This window comes from Sphingomonas sp. 22176 (assembly GCF_052045505.1).
In the GTDB taxonomy this organism is placed as follows: Bacteria; Pseudomonadota; Alphaproteobacteria; order Sphingomonadales; family Sphingomonadaceae; genus Sphingomonas.
In genome coordinates, this window is record NZ_JBQEPL010000001.1 from 67,531 (window position 1) to 81,159 (window position 13,629).

Annotated in this window: 14 protein-coding genes and 1 tRNA gene; 9 read left to right on the forward strand and 6 right to left on the reverse strand. The window is 67.7% G+C overall.

What is annotated here, in order from left to right:
* The first annotated feature begins 44 nt into the window (after nucleotides 1-44).
* Nucleotides 45-1,139 carry a YjgN family protein gene (locus ACTJKY_RS00315; protein ID WP_440843402.1) on the forward strand — a complete coding sequence of 365 codons (1,095 nt, stop codon included), beginning with the start codon at nucleotides 45-47 and terminating at the stop codon, nucleotides 1,137-1,139.
* 13 nt (nucleotides 1,140-1,152) lie between these two features.
* The gene (locus ACTJKY_RS00320) at nucleotides 1,153-2,208 is read left to right on the forward strand and encodes a M48 family metallopeptidase (RefSeq protein ID WP_440843403.1); all 1,056 of its coding nucleotides are present in this window, start codon (nucleotides 1,153-1,155) and stop codon (nucleotides 2,206-2,208) included.
* A gap of 8 nt (nucleotides 2,209-2,216) precedes the next feature.
* On the opposite strand, the gene ACTJKY_RS00325 is transcribed toward ACTJKY_RS00320, so the two are convergent.
* Nucleotides 2,217-2,351: a hypothetical protein gene (locus tag ACTJKY_RS00325; RefSeq protein ID WP_440843404.1), complete on the reverse strand. Its 135-nt coding sequence runs from the start codon at nucleotides 2,349-2,351 to the stop codon at nucleotides 2,217-2,219.
* 107 nt (nucleotides 2,352-2,458) lie between these two features.
* Here ACTJKY_RS00325 and ACTJKY_RS00330 point away from each other — a divergent pair, with 107 nt between their 5' ends.
* From ACTJKY_RS00330 to ACTJKY_RS00350, 5 genes are all read left to right on the forward strand, one after another.
* On the forward strand, nucleotides 2,459-3,184 hold the full coding sequence (locus ACTJKY_RS00330) for an alpha/beta fold hydrolase (protein WP_440843405.1): 726 nt from the start codon (nucleotides 2,459-2,461) through the stop codon (nucleotides 3,182-3,184).
* Nucleotides 3,160-3,993: a tetratricopeptide repeat protein gene (locus ACTJKY_RS00335; RefSeq protein WP_440843406.1), complete on the forward strand. Its 834-nt coding sequence runs from the start codon at nucleotides 3,160-3,162 to the stop codon at nucleotides 3,991-3,993. Before ACTJKY_RS00330 ends, ACTJKY_RS00335 begins: the two co-directional genes overlap by 25 nt.
* A gap of 63 nt (nucleotides 3,994-4,056) precedes the next feature.
* Nucleotides 4,057-4,491 (forward strand): VOC family protein, encoded by a 435-nt coding sequence (locus ACTJKY_RS00340; RefSeq protein ID WP_440843407.1) that lies wholly within the window; start codon nucleotides 4,057-4,059, stop codon nucleotides 4,489-4,491.
* Between the two features lie 4 nt (nucleotides 4,492-4,495).
* A complete protein-coding gene (gene gloB, locus ACTJKY_RS00345) occupies nucleotides 4,496-5,230 on the forward strand; it encodes a hydroxyacylglutathione hydrolase (RefSeq protein ID WP_440843408.1) in 735 nt (244 codons plus the stop codon).
* Nucleotides 5,231-5,257: 27 nt separating this feature from the next.
* A complete protein-coding gene (locus ACTJKY_RS00350; RefSeq protein ID WP_440843409.1) occupies nucleotides 5,258-5,665 on the forward strand; it encodes a hypothetical protein in 408 nt (135 codons plus the stop codon).
* A 16-nt stretch (nucleotides 5,666-5,681) separates the two neighbouring features.
* Here ACTJKY_RS00350 and ACTJKY_RS00355 read toward each other — a convergent pair whose 3' ends face one another.
* From ACTJKY_RS00355 to ACTJKY_RS00375, 5 genes are all read right to left on the reverse strand, one after another.
* Nucleotides 5,682-7,799 carry a S9 family peptidase gene (locus tag ACTJKY_RS00355; protein ID WP_440843411.1) on the reverse strand — a complete coding sequence of 706 codons (2,118 nt, stop codon included), beginning with the start codon at nucleotides 7,797-7,799 and terminating at the stop codon, nucleotides 5,682-5,684.
* 183 nt (nucleotides 7,800-7,982) lie between these two features.
* Nucleotides 7,983-9,275 carry an ATP-dependent protease ATPase subunit HslU gene (gene hslU, locus ACTJKY_RS00360; protein ID WP_440843412.1) on the reverse strand — a complete coding sequence of 431 codons (1,293 nt, stop codon included), beginning with the start codon at nucleotides 9,273-9,275 and terminating at the stop codon, nucleotides 7,983-7,985.
* 128 nt (nucleotides 9,276-9,403) lie between these two features.
* Nucleotides 9,404-9,970: an ATP-dependent protease subunit HslV gene (hslV, locus tag ACTJKY_RS00365; RefSeq protein ID WP_440843414.1), complete on the reverse strand. Its 567-nt coding sequence runs from the start codon at nucleotides 9,968-9,970 to the stop codon at nucleotides 9,404-9,406.
* Nucleotides 9,971-10,074: 104 nt separating this feature from the next.
* Nucleotides 10,075-10,151, reverse strand: a tRNA-Pro gene (locus ACTJKY_RS00370).
* 60 nt (nucleotides 10,152-10,211) lie between these two features.
* Nucleotides 10,212-11,102: an ROK family protein gene (locus tag ACTJKY_RS00375; RefSeq protein ID WP_440843415.1), complete on the reverse strand. Its 891-nt coding sequence runs from the start codon at nucleotides 11,100-11,102 to the stop codon at nucleotides 10,212-10,214.
* 297 nt (nucleotides 11,103-11,399) lie between these two features.
* Between ACTJKY_RS00375 and ACTJKY_RS00380 the strand changes: the two genes are divergently transcribed.
* Together ACTJKY_RS00380 and ACTJKY_RS00385 are read left to right on the forward strand one after the other, a co-directional pair.
* Nucleotides 11,400-12,914 (forward strand): PAS domain-containing sensor histidine kinase, encoded by a 1,515-nt coding sequence (locus ACTJKY_RS00380; protein WP_440843416.1) that lies wholly within the window; start codon nucleotides 11,400-11,402, stop codon nucleotides 12,912-12,914.
* The gene (locus ACTJKY_RS00385; protein WP_440843418.1) at nucleotides 12,911-13,525 is read left to right on the forward strand and encodes a response regulator transcription factor; all 615 of its coding nucleotides are present in this window, start codon (nucleotides 12,911-12,913) and stop codon (nucleotides 13,523-13,525) included. The genes ACTJKY_RS00380 and ACTJKY_RS00385 overlap by 4 nt, the downstream gene beginning before the upstream one ends.
* Nucleotides 13,526-13,629: the final 104 nt, after the last annotated feature.

Below are 13,629 nucleotides of genomic sequence, written 5' to 3' on the forward strand. Positions count from 1 at the left end.
GTCAACCCTTGGCCGCTATTGGATGGCGGCCAAGGGGGACGATCATGCACGATCAAGGCGAGCGCGGGGCGTTCGAGTTTTACGGCTCGTGGCGCGAATACGCGCCGATTGCCTTCACCAACCTGCTGCTCACCATCGTGACGCTCGGCCTCTACAATTTCTGGGGGCGGACGCGGACGCGGCGCTATCTGTGGAGCCAGACGCGCTTCATCGATGACCGGCTCGAATGGACCGGTACCGGGCGCGAATTGATGCTTGGCTATTTCATGGCGATGCTGCTCGTGTTCGTGCCGTTGGGCGCGCTCAACCTGCTGGTCGGGGTGCTGGCGCTGCGGGGCACGCCGGCGGGCGCCGCGGCCGCGGCCCTGCTGTTCTTGCTGCTCTACCTGTTCCTGTTCATGCTGGGGGGCGTCGCGATCTTCCGCGCCCTGCGCTACCGGCTCAGCCGCACCTATTGGCACGGCATCCGCGGCGGCAGCGACGACCAGGGGTTTCGCTACGGCTTTACCTATCTCTGGCGGATGATGCTGGGCAGCGCCGCGTTCGGCCTGCTGGTTCCCTGGGCGCTGGTGAGCCTGTGGAACGAGCGTTGGAACGCGATGAGCTTCGGCCCCTATCCGTTCCGCTCCGGCGCCAGTTCCGACGGGCTGATGCGGCGCTATCTGCTGTTCTACCTGCTGCCCGTCGCGCTGGCACTGGGCGGCATCCTGCTCGTGGTGATCAGCCTGATGCTCGGCGTCAGTCCGCGGATGGGGGCAGGCCCTGTCGCCCCGCTGTTCCTGATCGTCGGCTTCGTGCTGTTCTACCTGCTGTTCCTGGCGCTGTTCGGGCTGATCAGCCTTTCCTTCTACGCGGCCTATTTTCGCCAGGCGATCGGCGCGCTGACCCTCGGGAATCTCGAATTCGAATTCACCGCGCGCACCAGGGATTGGCTGAAGCTCATGCTCGGCACGCTCGCGCTCGTGGTGTGCACGCTGGGCGTCGGCTCGATCTTCATCGGCTATCGCAACTGGGCCTTTTTCATCCGCCACCTGCGCGCCTATGGGACGCTGGAGCTCGACCAGTTCACGCAGTCGGACACGCGCGCGCCGGGCCAGGGCGAAGGGCTGTTCGACAGCCTCGACATGGGCGCGTTCTGAGGGAGGGCAACAGGTGGAAACCCGGGTCTGGCATTATGACGGCCGCAGCGGCGAACGGCGCATGCCCGTGATCGTGCCGACCGCGGACGAGCGGCGGTTCACCCTGCAGGGCGACGGCGCCGATCCGGGGCCCTATGCCTTTGCCGATCTGGAGCCGCACGGCACCTCCCACCACGAACGCGCCTTCGGGCTGAAGGGACGGCCGGGGTGGCGGATCACCTTCCTAGAATTCCCCCCGTCCGAAATCGCGGTGCAGCTGCCCAAGCCGGCACGCTACGGCGCCTGGATCGATCGCTTCGGGCTGTGGCGCTCGGCGGGCGTCCTCGCCATTCTCGCGGTGCTGGTGATCGCCTTCACGCTCAAGCTGCCGCCGCTGCTGGCGCGGCTGGTACCGCAATCGGTCGAGCAGCGGATGGGCCAGCTGATCGTCGGCAATCTCGGCACCTATGCCTGCGCCAGCCCGCAGGGAGAAGCGGCGCTACGGGCGCTCGGCGCGCGGCTGCGCCAGGACGGCGACGTGACGATCCGCGTCGTCCACGCACCGATGATCAACGCCGTCGCCTTTCCCGGCGGGCAGGTGGTGCTGTTCGACGGACTGATCCAGAATGCCCAGTCGCCGGACGAAGTGGCCGGGGTGCTCGCGCATGAGCTCGGCCATGTCGCCCACCGCGACGGGATGGAATCGCTGATCCGCCAATATGGCCTGCAGCTGCTGCTCGGCGGGTTCGACGCCAATATCAGCGGCTATGGCAACGCGCTGCTCAACGCCCGCTATTCGCGCAAGGCCGAGGCAGGCGCGGACGGCTATGCGATCGGGCGGCTACAGGCCGCCGACATCTCGCCGCTTCCCACTGCCCGGCTGTTCGCGCGGCTGGCCCGGCAGGACGAAGCGCCCGGCAATGCCGCGGTGCTGATGACCTATCTCTCCTCGCACCCGCTATCGACGTCGCGCGAGAAAGCGTTCCAGGCAAGCGCGAAGCCCGGTGCCGCCTATGTGCCCGCACTCCGCCCCGATCAGTGGCAGGCGCTGCGCGCGATGTGCGGCGATCGGCCGAAGACCGCGTCCTAGGCGCCCGTTTAGGCGAGCGCGCCGATCAGCTTGCCGGCGAGGACCGACAGGCCCGAAACGGCGATCGCTGCACCGAAGATGAGCTGGCTGCTGGGGACGAACCGGCGGACCGGCAGGGCGATGGCTTTCTCGACTTTGCTCATGACGCTTAGATGCTCCTTGCCGAGACCGTTGTCCTACGATCAATCCCGATGGCAGTGATCGGTTCCGTCGCTGGCGGTTAAAGGCGCGAGCGGCTACACCGCCGGCCATGACCATGCTCGCCCATCATCACACGCCCGGCGCCGGCCCCACCCTCGTCTTCCTGCCCGGCTATCGCTCCGACATGCAGGGATCGAAGGTGCTGGCGATGGAGGCCTGGGCACGCGACCGCGGACAGGCGTTCCTCCGCTTCGACTATGCCGGCTGCGGCGAAAGCCCGGGCGATTTCGAGGACCAGACGCTGGCGAGCTGGCGCGACGACGCGCTGCGGATGATCGACACGCTGGTGGAAGGACCGGTGGTGCTGGTCGGCTCGTCGATGGGCGGCTGGCTGATGCTGCTGGTCGCGCAGGCGCGGCCCGAGCGCGTGATCGGCATGGTCGGCATCGCCGCCGCACCCGATTTCACCCGCTGGGGCTTCACCGATGCCGAAAAGGCGACGCTCGCGGCGGAGGGCCGGCTGGAGCAGCCGAGCGACTATGGCCCCGAACCGATGGTCACCACCCTGGCCTTCTGGACCTCGGGCGAGGCGAACCTGATGCTGGAAGCGCCGATCGCCTTTGACGGCCCCGTCCGCCTGCTCCAGGGCCAGCACGACGCCGAGGTGCCGTGGGAACTGGCGCTGCGGCTTGCCGACACGCTTCGTTCAGACGATGTGCAGGTGACGCTGGTCAAGGGCGGTGACCACCGCCTGTCGCGCGACGCCGACATTCGCCTGCTGCTCCGGGCTACCGAGGACGTACTGATCGCATGCTCTTCCCCCTCCTCCTGCTGATCGCCCAGCAGCAGACTCCCGCCGCCATCGCGCCCAAATCGGGCCCCGTGCTGCGCGATGCCGAGCGCGCCCGCGCCGCCGCTGCCAAGGCCGCCGCGCCGGCGCCCGCGGGCGAGCCGCCGCGCTTCACCAAATGCATGGATCTCGCCACCGCAGACCCCGGCGCGGCGATCAACGAGGCGGTGAAATGGGGCATCGAGAAGGGCGGCATGTTCGCCCGCCAGTGCCTCGCCGTCGCCTACACCAACCAGGGCCGCTGGGACTCGGCCGCCGCCGCGTTCGAGGAAGCCGCGGGCGAAGCCGAAGCCGCGAAGGATAGCCCCCGCGCGGCGACCTACTGGACGCAGGCGGGCAATGCCTGGCTCGCTGCCAAGAAGCCGCCCAAGGCGCGCGCCGCGATCAACGCCGCGCTGGCGAGCGGCCAGCTGCAGGGGCTCGCGCTGGGCGAAGCCTATATCGATCGCGCCCGCGCCGCCGTCGCCTCGGGCGAGAATGCCGGGGCGCGTGCCGATATCGACGTGGCCATCGCAAAAGCCGGCGACGATCCGCTCGCCTGGCTGCTCTCGGCAACGCTCGCCCGGCGGATGAACGACCTGCCCCGCGCGCAGAAAGATATCGCCGAGGCGGTGAAGCGCGCCGGCGACGATGCCGCGGTCCAGCTGGAGGCGGGCAACATCGCCGCCGCGAGCGGCGACGAAGCGGGCGCCAAGGCAGCCTGGAACAAGGTGGTTACCGCTGCGCCCAGCAGCCCCCAGGCGACCGCCGCCCGCGCCGCGCTTGCCCAGTTCGGTCCGCCCCCGGCGCAATAGCCGGGTGGCACGGGGCGCTCCCCGCCCCTATCTGGCAGGAAACGCCAAGCCAGGGAGTGCCCCGTGAAGTTCCTCCACACCATGATCCGCGTCACTGATCCGGACGCGACGATCCGATTTTTCGAGCTGCTGGGCCTGAAGGAAACGCATCGCATCACCAGCGAGAAGGGCCGCTTCACGCTGATCTATCTGGCCAGCGAGGCGGACATCGATCCGGCAACCGGCCGCGGCACCGCGGAAGTGGAGCTGACCCATAACTGGGATCCGGAGGACTATACCGGCGGCCGCAATTTCGGCCACCTCGCCTTCCAGGTCGACGACATCTACGAAACCTGCCAGCGGCTGCAGGATGCCGGCGTGACGATCAACCGCCCGCCGCGCGATGGCCACATGGCTTTCGTCCGCACGCCGGACAAGATCTCGATCGAACTGCTCCAGAACGGCAGCCTGCCCCCGCAGGAGCCCTGGGCTTCGATGCCGAACACGGGCGAGTGGTGAGGCCATGACCGCGCTCCGGATCGTTCGCGTCCCCGCCTTCACCGACAATTACATCTGGCTCGTCCACGATCCCGTGTCGGCCGAGACGATCGTGGTCGATCCGGGCGACGCCGATCCGGTGCTGGCGGCGCTGGCCGAACAGGGCTGGCAGCTCTCGGCGATCTGGAACACCCACTGGCATCCCGATCACACCGGCGGCAATGCCGCGCTCAAGGCGGCGACCGGCTGCACCGTGATCGCCCCGGCGGCCGAGGCGGCCAAGATCCCCACGGCCGATCGGCTAGTCGCCGAGGGCGACACGGTGGCGATCGGCGCGCATGTCGCGACGGTGCTGGAAGTGCCCGCGCACACCGCCGGCCATATCGCCTATCACTTCGCCGGGGATGCGCTGGCGTTCGTCGGCGACACGCTGTTCGCGATGGGCTGCGGGCGGCTGTTCGAGGGCACGGCGGCGCAGATGTTTACGGCGATGCAGCGCTTCGCCGCGATGCCCGACGATACCATCGTCTATTGCGCGCACGAATATACGCTGTCGAACGGCCGCTACGCGCTGGTGGCGGAGCCGGATAACGCTGCGATCCGCGACCGCATGGCCGAGGTCGAACGACTGCGTGCCGCGGGCGAGGCGACCGTGCCGACCACGATCGCCGCCGAACGCGCGACCAACCCCTTTCTCCGCGCCGCCGATGCGCGCATGCTCGCCGAACGCCGCGCCGCGAAGGATAGTTTTGCCGGCTGAGTCGTAGGGTCGGCGAGGAGAGAGACGATGCGGTTCGCCATCATCACTATCGGCGCGGCAATGCTCGCCGGATGCGTCCAGAATGCCGACTATCAGGCCCAGCGCGATGCCCAGGCGCGGCGCGAGCTGGCCAGCACCCTGGGCGACCGGGTGCCGGGCAAGCCGCAGGACTGCATCAATCCCGGCTTCACCGACGGCCCGCAGATCATCGATTCGCGAACCCTGGTCTATCGCCAGGGCGCGCGGCTCTATCGCAACGATCTCGTCTCCGAATGTCCCTCACTCGCGCCGCTGAGCACGGTGATCGTCGAGATCCGCGGCAGCCAGCTCTGCCGCAACGACCTGTTTCGGGTGGTGACCCCAGGGATGAGCATCCCCAGCGGCTATTGCCGGCTGGGGAAGTTCACGCCCTATACCCGGGCGAAGGGGGGCTGAGCGCCCCCCTTCGCGCTCACTGCACCTTCAGCTGGTCGAGCGCGAAGGCGAGATACTCGGCATTCTGCTTGTAGCGCTCGAACCGGCCGGACTTGCCGCCATGGCCCGCCTCCATGTTGACGCGGAAGACCAGCGGGTTCTGGTCGGTCTTGGTCGCGCGCAGCTTCGCCACCCATTTGGTCGGCTCGTAATATTGCACCTGGCTGTCCCATAGTCCGGTGCCGACATACATCGCCGGATAGGCCTGCGCCGTTACGTTATCGTAGGGCGAGTAGCTCAGCATATAGTCGTAATAGCGCTTCTCGGCCGGGTTTCCCCATTCGTCGAATTCGCCGGTGGTGAGCGGGATCGAGGTGTCGAGCATCGTCGTCACCACGTCGACGAACGGCACCTGCGCCACGATCACGCGATAGTCCTGCGGCGCCAGGTTGGCGACCGCACCCATCAGCAGCCCGCCTGCGCTGCCGCCCATCGCCGCCACCCGGCCCTTGGCGGCATAGCCCTGGTCGACGAGGAAGCGGGTCACGTCGATGAAGTCGGTGAAGCTGTTCTTCTTGTGGAAGATCTTCCCGTCGTCATACCAGCGCCGGCCCATTTCCTGCCCACCGCGGATGTGCGCGATGGCATATACCATGCCGCGATCGAGCATGCTCGGCAGGGTCGGGTTGAAGCTGGGATCGGTCGAATAGCCGTAGCTGCCATAGGCATATTGGAACAGCGCGGCGGTGCCGTTCTTCTGCAAGCCCTTGGCGTAGACCAGGCTCACCGGCACCTTGGTCCCATCCCGCGCAGTCGCCCAGACTCGCTCGGTGTCGTATTTGGACGCGTCATAGCCCGGCACCGGCTGCACCTTCAGCACGGTGCGCTTGCCGGTGGCGGCATCGACTTCGTAGGTGGTGGTCGGCGTGACCAGCGAGCTATAGGTGTAGCGCAGCACCGGGCTGGCCGGATCCTCGTTGGTGCCGAGGTCCATCACATAGGCCGGCTCGTCCGCGCTGACGAAGCTGCTCTTGCCGGCCGGGGTCAGCATCCGCAGCCGCTTGTTGCCGCCCGAGCGCTCCTCGATGGCGAGGAAGCGATCGAAGGGCTGGAAATTTTCGATGAAGACCGTGTCACTGGTCGGCACGAGATCGGTCCAGGCGGCGCGCCCCGCCGCTGCCTTCGCATCCGGCGCCACCATGATCCGATAGTTGGGCGCCTGGTAGTTGGTACGGATGATCCAGCGCCCGCCCAGGTGATCGGCGGTGTAGAGGAAGTCCCGCTCGCGCGGCGCGACCGGCGTGAAGGTCACCGGATTGGCAGCCGGGGCACAGCGCTGCTCGTCGCTCACCGTCGAATGGAGACTGATGCAGATATGGCGCTCGTCGGTGGTTGCGCCGATGCTCATGTAGAAGGTGTCGTCCTTCTCGGTATAGACCAGCCGATCGGCCGAGGCCGGGGTGCCGAGCACATGCGCCTTCACCCGCGTGCCGAGCAGGGTGACGGGATCCTTCTCGACATAGAAGATCGTCTTGCCGTCGGCGGACCAGACGAGGCCGGGCTCGATATTGGGCACGGTGTCGGCGAGCAGCGCGCCGGTGGCGATGTCCTTGACCTTCAGCACATATTGCCGGCGGCCGACCACATCCTCGGCCCAGGCGATGCGGGCATTGTTGGGGCTCACCCGCCAGTTGCCGATCTGGAAGAAGCCCTTGCCCTTGGCCATCGCCGGCTGGTCGAACAGGATTTGCTCGGGCGCGGTCATGCTGCCCTTGCGCCGCGCGACCACCGCATAATCGGCGCCGGTATCGAAGCGGGTATAATAGAAATAGCCGTGCTTGGCGTAGGGGACGCTCGCGTCGTCCTGTTTGATGTGGCCGATGATCTCGCGATACAGCGTGTCCGCCATCGGCTTGGTCGGCGCCAGTACCGCATCGGCATAGGCGTTCTCGGCGGCGAGATAGGCGAGCATCTCGGGGTTCTTCCGCGTATCGTCGCGGAGCCAGTAATAGGGATCCTCGCGGGTCGCGCCGAAGGGGGCCTTGACGGTGTAGGGCTTCTTCGCGGCGACCGGCGGGGCGGGCGCCGCGGTCTGGGCCAATAGCGGCGCGGCGGCGGCACCGGCCAGTAGCGCGGTGAGAACGAGCTTCTTCATGCAATCCCCCGGATCGAGTCGATGCCGGGAACCTGCCAGAACGTTGGGGTAGATGCTACTCAAGCCCCTCCTCCTTGGAGGAGGGGTTGGGGTGGAGAGATTCCAGAACGCAGGTTGGTCTCTGTGAGACACTGCCCCACCCCAAACCCCTCCCCTGAAGGGGAGGGGCTTAAGATTAGAAGCTCACAGCACGTACCGGCTCAGATCCGTGTTCCGCGCCACGCTGGCCAGCTGCTGGTCGACATAGGCCGCGTCGATCACCACGGCGCTGCCGCCGCGGTCCTCGGCCTCGAAGCTGACTTCCTCGAGCAGCTTCTCCATCACCGTCTGCAGGCGACGGGCACCGATATTCTCGATCTCGGCATTCACCTCGGCGGCGATCTTCGCCACCGCGCGGATGCCATCCTCGGTGAAGTCGATCGAGACACCCTCGGTGCCGAGCAGCGCGGCGTATTGCCGCACCAGGCTCGCCTTGGTGTCGGAAAGGATCGCGACGAAATCCTCCTCGGTGAGTGCCTTGAGCTCCACCCGGATCGGCAGGCGGCCCTGCAGCTCGGGCAGCAGGTCGCTGGGCTTGGCGACATGGAAGGCGCCGGACGCGATGAACAGGATATGGTCCGTCTTCATCGGGCCATACTTGGTGGCCACCGTCGTGCCCTCGATCAGCGGCAGCAGGTCGCGCTGCACGCCCTCGCGGCTCACCGATCCGCCGCGCACGTCGGACACCGCGATCTTGTCGATTTCATCGAGGAAGACGATTCCGTTCGCCTCGGCATCGGCCAGCGCCACCCGGCTCACCTCGTCCTGGTCGAGCCGCTTGTCGGCCTCTTCCTCGACGAGCTTGTCCCAGGCAGAGCGGACGTTGAGCTTGCGGCGCTTGAGCGGCGTCCCGGTCAGGCCCTTCATCATCTCCGACAGGTTGATCATCTGCGGCGCGCCGCCAGGGATGTCGAACGGCATCTGCGGCGCCTGCTCCACCTCGATCTCGATCTCGGTATTGTCGAGCAGGCCTTCGTTGAAGCGCTGCTTGAACGCCTCGCGGGTCGCGGTGCTCGAATCCTTGCCGGTCAGCGCGTCGAGCAGGCGGCCCATCGCCGCTTCCTCGGCCTTGTCCTTCACCGCGGAGCGGCGACGCTCCTTCTCCAGCCGGATCGCTTCCTCGACCAGGTCACGCGCGATCTGCTCGACGTCGCGGCCGACATAGCCGACCTCGGTGAACTTGGTCGCTTCCACCTTCACGAAGGGCGCGTCGGCCAGCTTGGCGAGGCGGCGGCTGATCTCGGTCTTGCCGCAGCCGGTGGGCCCGATCATCAGGATGTTCTTCGGCGTCACCTCGTCGCGGAGGTCGGCCGAGAGCTGCTGCCGGCGCCAGCGGTTGCGCAGCGCGACGGCCACGGCCTTCTTGGCATCCTTCTGGCCGATGATGTGCGCGTCGAGCGCGGCGACGATCGTCTTGGGGGTGAGGTTCTGGTTCATGTCGTACTCATCCCCCTCCCGCTTACGGGAGGGGCTAGGGGTGGGCGCCCGCCATCCGCGAGCGAAGTCTTTGGAGGAGAGCGAGCGCCCACCCCCGGCCCCTCCCGCACGCGGGAGGGGAGAAGAAGTCAGTGGGCCGCGTCCAGCGTCTCCACGGTCAGCCGGTCGTTGGTGTAGACGCACAGCTCGCTGGCGATCGCCATCGCCTTGCGCGCGACGACTTCGGCATCGGGCTCATACTCGATCAGCGCGCGCGCCGCGGAGAGCGCGAAGTTACCGCCCGAGCCGATCGCCGCGACGGTGCCATGCTCGTGCGCCTCGGGCTCCAGCACGTCGCCATTGCCGGTGATTACCAGCGTCACGTCCTTGTCGGCGACGAGCAGCATCGCCTCCAGGTTGCGGAGATATTTGTCGGTCCGCCAGTCCTTGGCGAGCTCCACCGCCGCGCGCAGCAGCTGCCCGTGGTGGCGCTCCAGCTTGGCTTCCAGCCGCTCGAACAGGGTGAAGGCATCGGCAGTGGCGCCGGCAAACCCCGCGATCACCTTGCCGTCGCCCAGCGGGCGGACCTTGCGGGCGTTGGGCTTCATCACGGTGTTGCCGGCCGAAACCTGGCCGTCGCCTGCGATGACTACTTTTCCGGATTTGCGCACGGAGAGGATCGTCGTGCCGTGCCACGCAGTGTTCTTGTCACTCATGGACGCGCATATGGGTGCCGTGCACGGGCGTGCAAAGGGGGAGTTCCCCTAAGGCCGCGTCCGCGCAACAATCCGGCGATTTTCAGGATTTCTTGGGTGTGGCTTGGTCGGGGCGACAGGATTCGAACCTGCGACCCCCACACCCCCAGTGTGATGCGCTACCAGGCTGCGCTACGCCCCGACCGAGGGTGCGCCCTGTATGCCGCTTGTCGGCAGGACGCAACCCCCAAAGCGCCGAAGCTCAACGATCCAGCGCTTCGAGCCCCATCGCGATCGCGCCGAGCGGCCCCGCCATATCCCCCAGCCCCGGCGGGCCGACGCGGGTGTCGAGCTCGGCGCAATAGCCTGCCAGCGCGCCATAGCCGTTGATGCTCGCCGCCACCTTGGCGCGCACCGCGTCGAACAGTTGCGGCCGCCGGGTCATCACCCCGCCGCCGATCGCGATCCGCTCGGGCGCGAGGCTGACGATCAGATTGTGGAGCAGTGCCGCCAAGTCATGCGCGAAATAATCCCATTCGGGCGCGTCGTCGGCGACCTCCTGCCCCGGCCGGCCGAATCGCGCCGCCAGCGCCGGGCCGGAGAGCAGCCCCTCGGCGCAATCGCCATGATAGGGGCACCAGCCCTGGAACGTGTCACCGGGCGCGCGGGCCGAGCGCATGTGCCCCGCCTCGCCATGCGCATAGCCCATGATCGGCCGGCCATTGGCGACCAGCCCGACGCCCACGCCGGTGCCGATGGTGATATAGGCGTGGGTCGACAGCCCCGCCGAAGCGCCCCAGCGCGCCTCCGCCAGCGCAGCGCCGTTGACGTCGGTCTGGATCGCCAGCGGCTTGCCATAACGCGCGGTCAGGCGCCGGGTGAGATCGGTGTCGTTCCACCCCGGCTTGGTCGTCGCGATGATCGCGCCGAAATTCGGCCGCGCCGGATTGAGCTCGATCGGGCCGAAGCTGGCGATGCCGATCGCATCGAAGGTCCAGCCATCGAGCACCGCCTCGATCGCCGCCAGCGTGGTCGCCGGATCGGTGGTCGGCACGACATGCTGTTCGCGCACGTCCCCGGGGCCGCTGCCCAAAGTTGCCACGCATTTGGTGCCGCCCAGTTCGAGGCCGGCGATCGAAAGGTTCGCAGTCATGCAACCGCGCTAGCGCCCCGCGCCGCGCGGGGGAAGCCCATGCGCGCTCACTGATCGCGCGGATGCATGTACTCGCTGAGGCTGACGAACGCGAGCGCGAGGGTGAACACCCCCATCGCGCCCATCACCATATACAGGTAATTGCTGCCAATGACGTCGAGCATGACCGCCTCCATCGAGAAGAGCGGAAGCATCCCGTACTTGCCCGTCCTTTACTTTGACCGCGATCAAATCCTAGCCTGTGCGCAGGAGGGCGCGTAGAGACATGCGAAGGAAGCCAGACAAGCATCGGAGTTTATGAACGATCGGCCCGCCCATGATCCCGCGGCGATGGCGCTGCTGTTCGAAGCGGCGACCGATCGCGGGGTGCTGCTGCTCGATCCGGACGGCCGCATCGCGAGCTGGAGCCGCGGCGTGGAGCTGCTCGACGGCTGGACGCCCGCCGATTTGACGGGCGCCGATGTCGCGCTCCACTACCCCCCGGCCGAAGCCGCCGCGGCCAAGCCGGCGCGCGATCTGGAACGCGCCCGCGCCGCCGGTCGGCTGATCGAGGAAGGGTGGCGCATTCGCCGCGACGGCAGCGAATATCTGGCGGAAGTGCAGCTCTCCGCGCTGGTCGATGCGGACGGATCCCTGCGCGGCTATGCCGAGGTGTTCCGCGACATCACCGACCACAAGGCTTCGCAGACCGCGCTTGCCGGCAGCGCGCTGCACCTGCGCTCGATCCTCGCCACCGTGCCCTCGGCGATGGTGGTGATCGACGCCAAAGGCACCATGCTCTCGTTCAGCGCCGCAGCCGAACGGCTGTTCGGCTGGACGGAGGCCGAGGTGATCGGCCGCAACGTCAGCATGCTGATGCCCGCGCCCGACGCACAACTGCACGACTCCTACCTCGCCCGCTACCTCACCACCGGCGAGCGGCGGGTGATCGGAATCGGCCGCATCGTCGTCGGCCAGCGGCGCGACGGCACCGATTTCCCGATGGAGCTGCAGGTCGGCGAGGCGAGCAGCGAAGGCCAGCGCATCTTCACCGGCTTCATCCGCGACCTGACCGACGAGCAGCGCTCCCAGCTGCGGCTCAAGGAGCTGCAGTCCGAACTGATCCATGTCTCGCGCCTCTCGGCGATGGGCACCATGGCGTCGACGCTCGCGCACGAGCTCAACCAGCCACTGACCGCCATCGCCAATTATCTCGAAGCCGGCCGCAACCTGATGGCGCGCGAGAGCGACGATCCCGAGGATCAGGCGATGATCCAGGAGGCGATGCAGGAATCGGTCAAGGAAGCGCTGCGGGCGGGCAACATCGTCCGCCGCCTGCGCGAATTCGTCGCGCGCGGCGAGGCGGACATGGGGCTGGTCGACCTGCCGCGGCTGATCGACGAGGCCAGCCGGCTGGCGCTCACCGGATCGCGCGAGCTGGGCGTCCGCGCCTTCTACGCGCTCGATCCGCACGCCACCGCGGTGCTGTGCGACCGGGTGCAGATCCAGCAGGTGCTGGTGAACCTCATCCGCAACGCGATCGAGGCGATGGCGGAAAGCCCGGTGCGCGAGATCACCATCGGCTCCGAAGTGGCGCCGCGCAATCTGGTCCGCGTCTGGGTGGCGGATACCGGCCCCGGCATCGCGCCCGAACAGGCGCCGAAGCTATTCCAGGCCTTCGCCACCACCAAGGAGCGCGGCATGGGCCTCGGCCTGTCGATCTGCCGAACCATCGTCGAGGCGCATGGCGGCCGCATCTGGGCCGAGCCCCGCGCCGAGGGCGGGACCATTTTCAACTTCACCCTGATGTCCGCAAACGAGGAACCCGCATGAGCGAGCGCAAGCGCATCCACCTGGTCGACGACGAGGAATCGGTCCGCCGCTCGACGAGCTTCATGCTGCGCACCTCGGGCTATGACGTCGACACCTATGGCTCGGGCGTGGATTTCCTGGGCAAGGTGGGCGATGCCAAGCCCGGCTGCATCCTGCTAGACGTGCGCATGCCGGAGATGGATGGGATAGAGGTGCAGGCCGAGCTGGCCAAGCGCGGCGTCAAGCTGCCGGTGATCGTGCTGACGGGGCACGGCGATGTCGGCACCGCGGTGGCTGCGATGAAGGGCGGCGCGATCGACTTCCTCGAAAAGCCCTTTGAAAAGGGCGCGCTGGTCGAGGCGCTGGAGCGTGGTTTCGAGCGGCTGGAGGAAGGCGATGCCGCACTCGCCAGCCAAGCCGAGGCGGCGCGGCGCATCGCGCTGCTCTCCCCGCGCGAGCAGGACGTGCTGCGCGGACTGGCGCGCGGCCACCCGAACAAGACCATCGCCTATGATCTCGGCATCTCGCCGCGCACGGTGGAGGTCCACCGCGCCAATGCGATGGCCAAGCTGGAGGCGCGCAGCCTCTCCGAAGCGCTGCGGCTCGCCTTCGCCGTCGGGCTGGACGACTAGGACGGCGGATCTGTCCCGCCGGCGGGCAACGCAAGCAGGTGGCAAGATGCGCTGCCGCGTGTATGGTCGATCGGTTTGCTGGCCGGAATTCCGCCGGCGGTGGG

Bases quoted from the DNA above. Each gene is read 5' to 3' on its own strand.
- ACTJKY_RS00315 (WP_440843402.1), top strand. From the start codon at position 45: ATGCACGATCAAGGCGAGCGCGGGGCGTTCGAGTTTTACGGCTCGTGG.
- ACTJKY_RS00375 (WP_440843415.1), bottom strand. From the start codon at position 11,102: ATGACTGCGAACCTTTCGATCGCCGGCCTCGAACTGGGCGGCACCAAA.
- ACTJKY_RS00330 (WP_440843405.1), top strand. From the start codon at position 2,459: ATGACCATGCTCGCCCATCATCACACGCCCGGCGCCGGCCCCACCCTC.
- ACTJKY_RS00335 (WP_440843406.1), top strand. From the start codon at position 3,160: ATGCTCTTCCCCCTCCTCCTGCTGATCGCCCAGCAGCAGACTCCCGCC.
- ACTJKY_RS00350 (WP_440843409.1), top strand. From the start codon at position 5,258: ATGCGGTTCGCCATCATCACTATCGGCGCGGCAATGCTCGCCGGATGC.
- hslV (WP_440843414.1), bottom strand. From the start codon at position 9,970: ATGAGTGACAAGAACACTGCGTGGCACGGCACGACGATCCTCTCCGTG.
- gloB (WP_440843408.1), top strand. From the start codon at position 4,496: ATGACCGCGCTCCGGATCGTTCGCGTCCCCGCCTTCACCGACAATTAC.
- ACTJKY_RS00355 (WP_440843411.1), bottom strand. From the start codon at position 7,799: ATGAAGAAGCTCGTTCTCACCGCGCTACTGGCCGGTGCCGCCGCCGCG.
- ACTJKY_RS00385 (WP_440843418.1), top strand. From the start codon at position 12,911: ATGAGCGAGCGCAAGCGCATCCACCTGGTCGACGACGAGGAATCGGTC.
- ACTJKY_RS00380 (WP_440843416.1), top strand. From the start codon at position 11,400: ATGAACGATCGGCCCGCCCATGATCCCGCGGCGATGGCGCTGCTGTTC.
- hslU (WP_440843412.1), bottom strand. From the start codon at position 9,275: ATGAACCAGAACCTCACCCCCAAGACGATCGTCGCCGCGCTCGACGCG.
- ACTJKY_RS00325 (WP_440843404.1), bottom strand. From the start codon at position 2,351: ATGAGCAAAGTCGAGAAAGCCATCGCCCTGCCGGTCCGCCGGTTCGTC.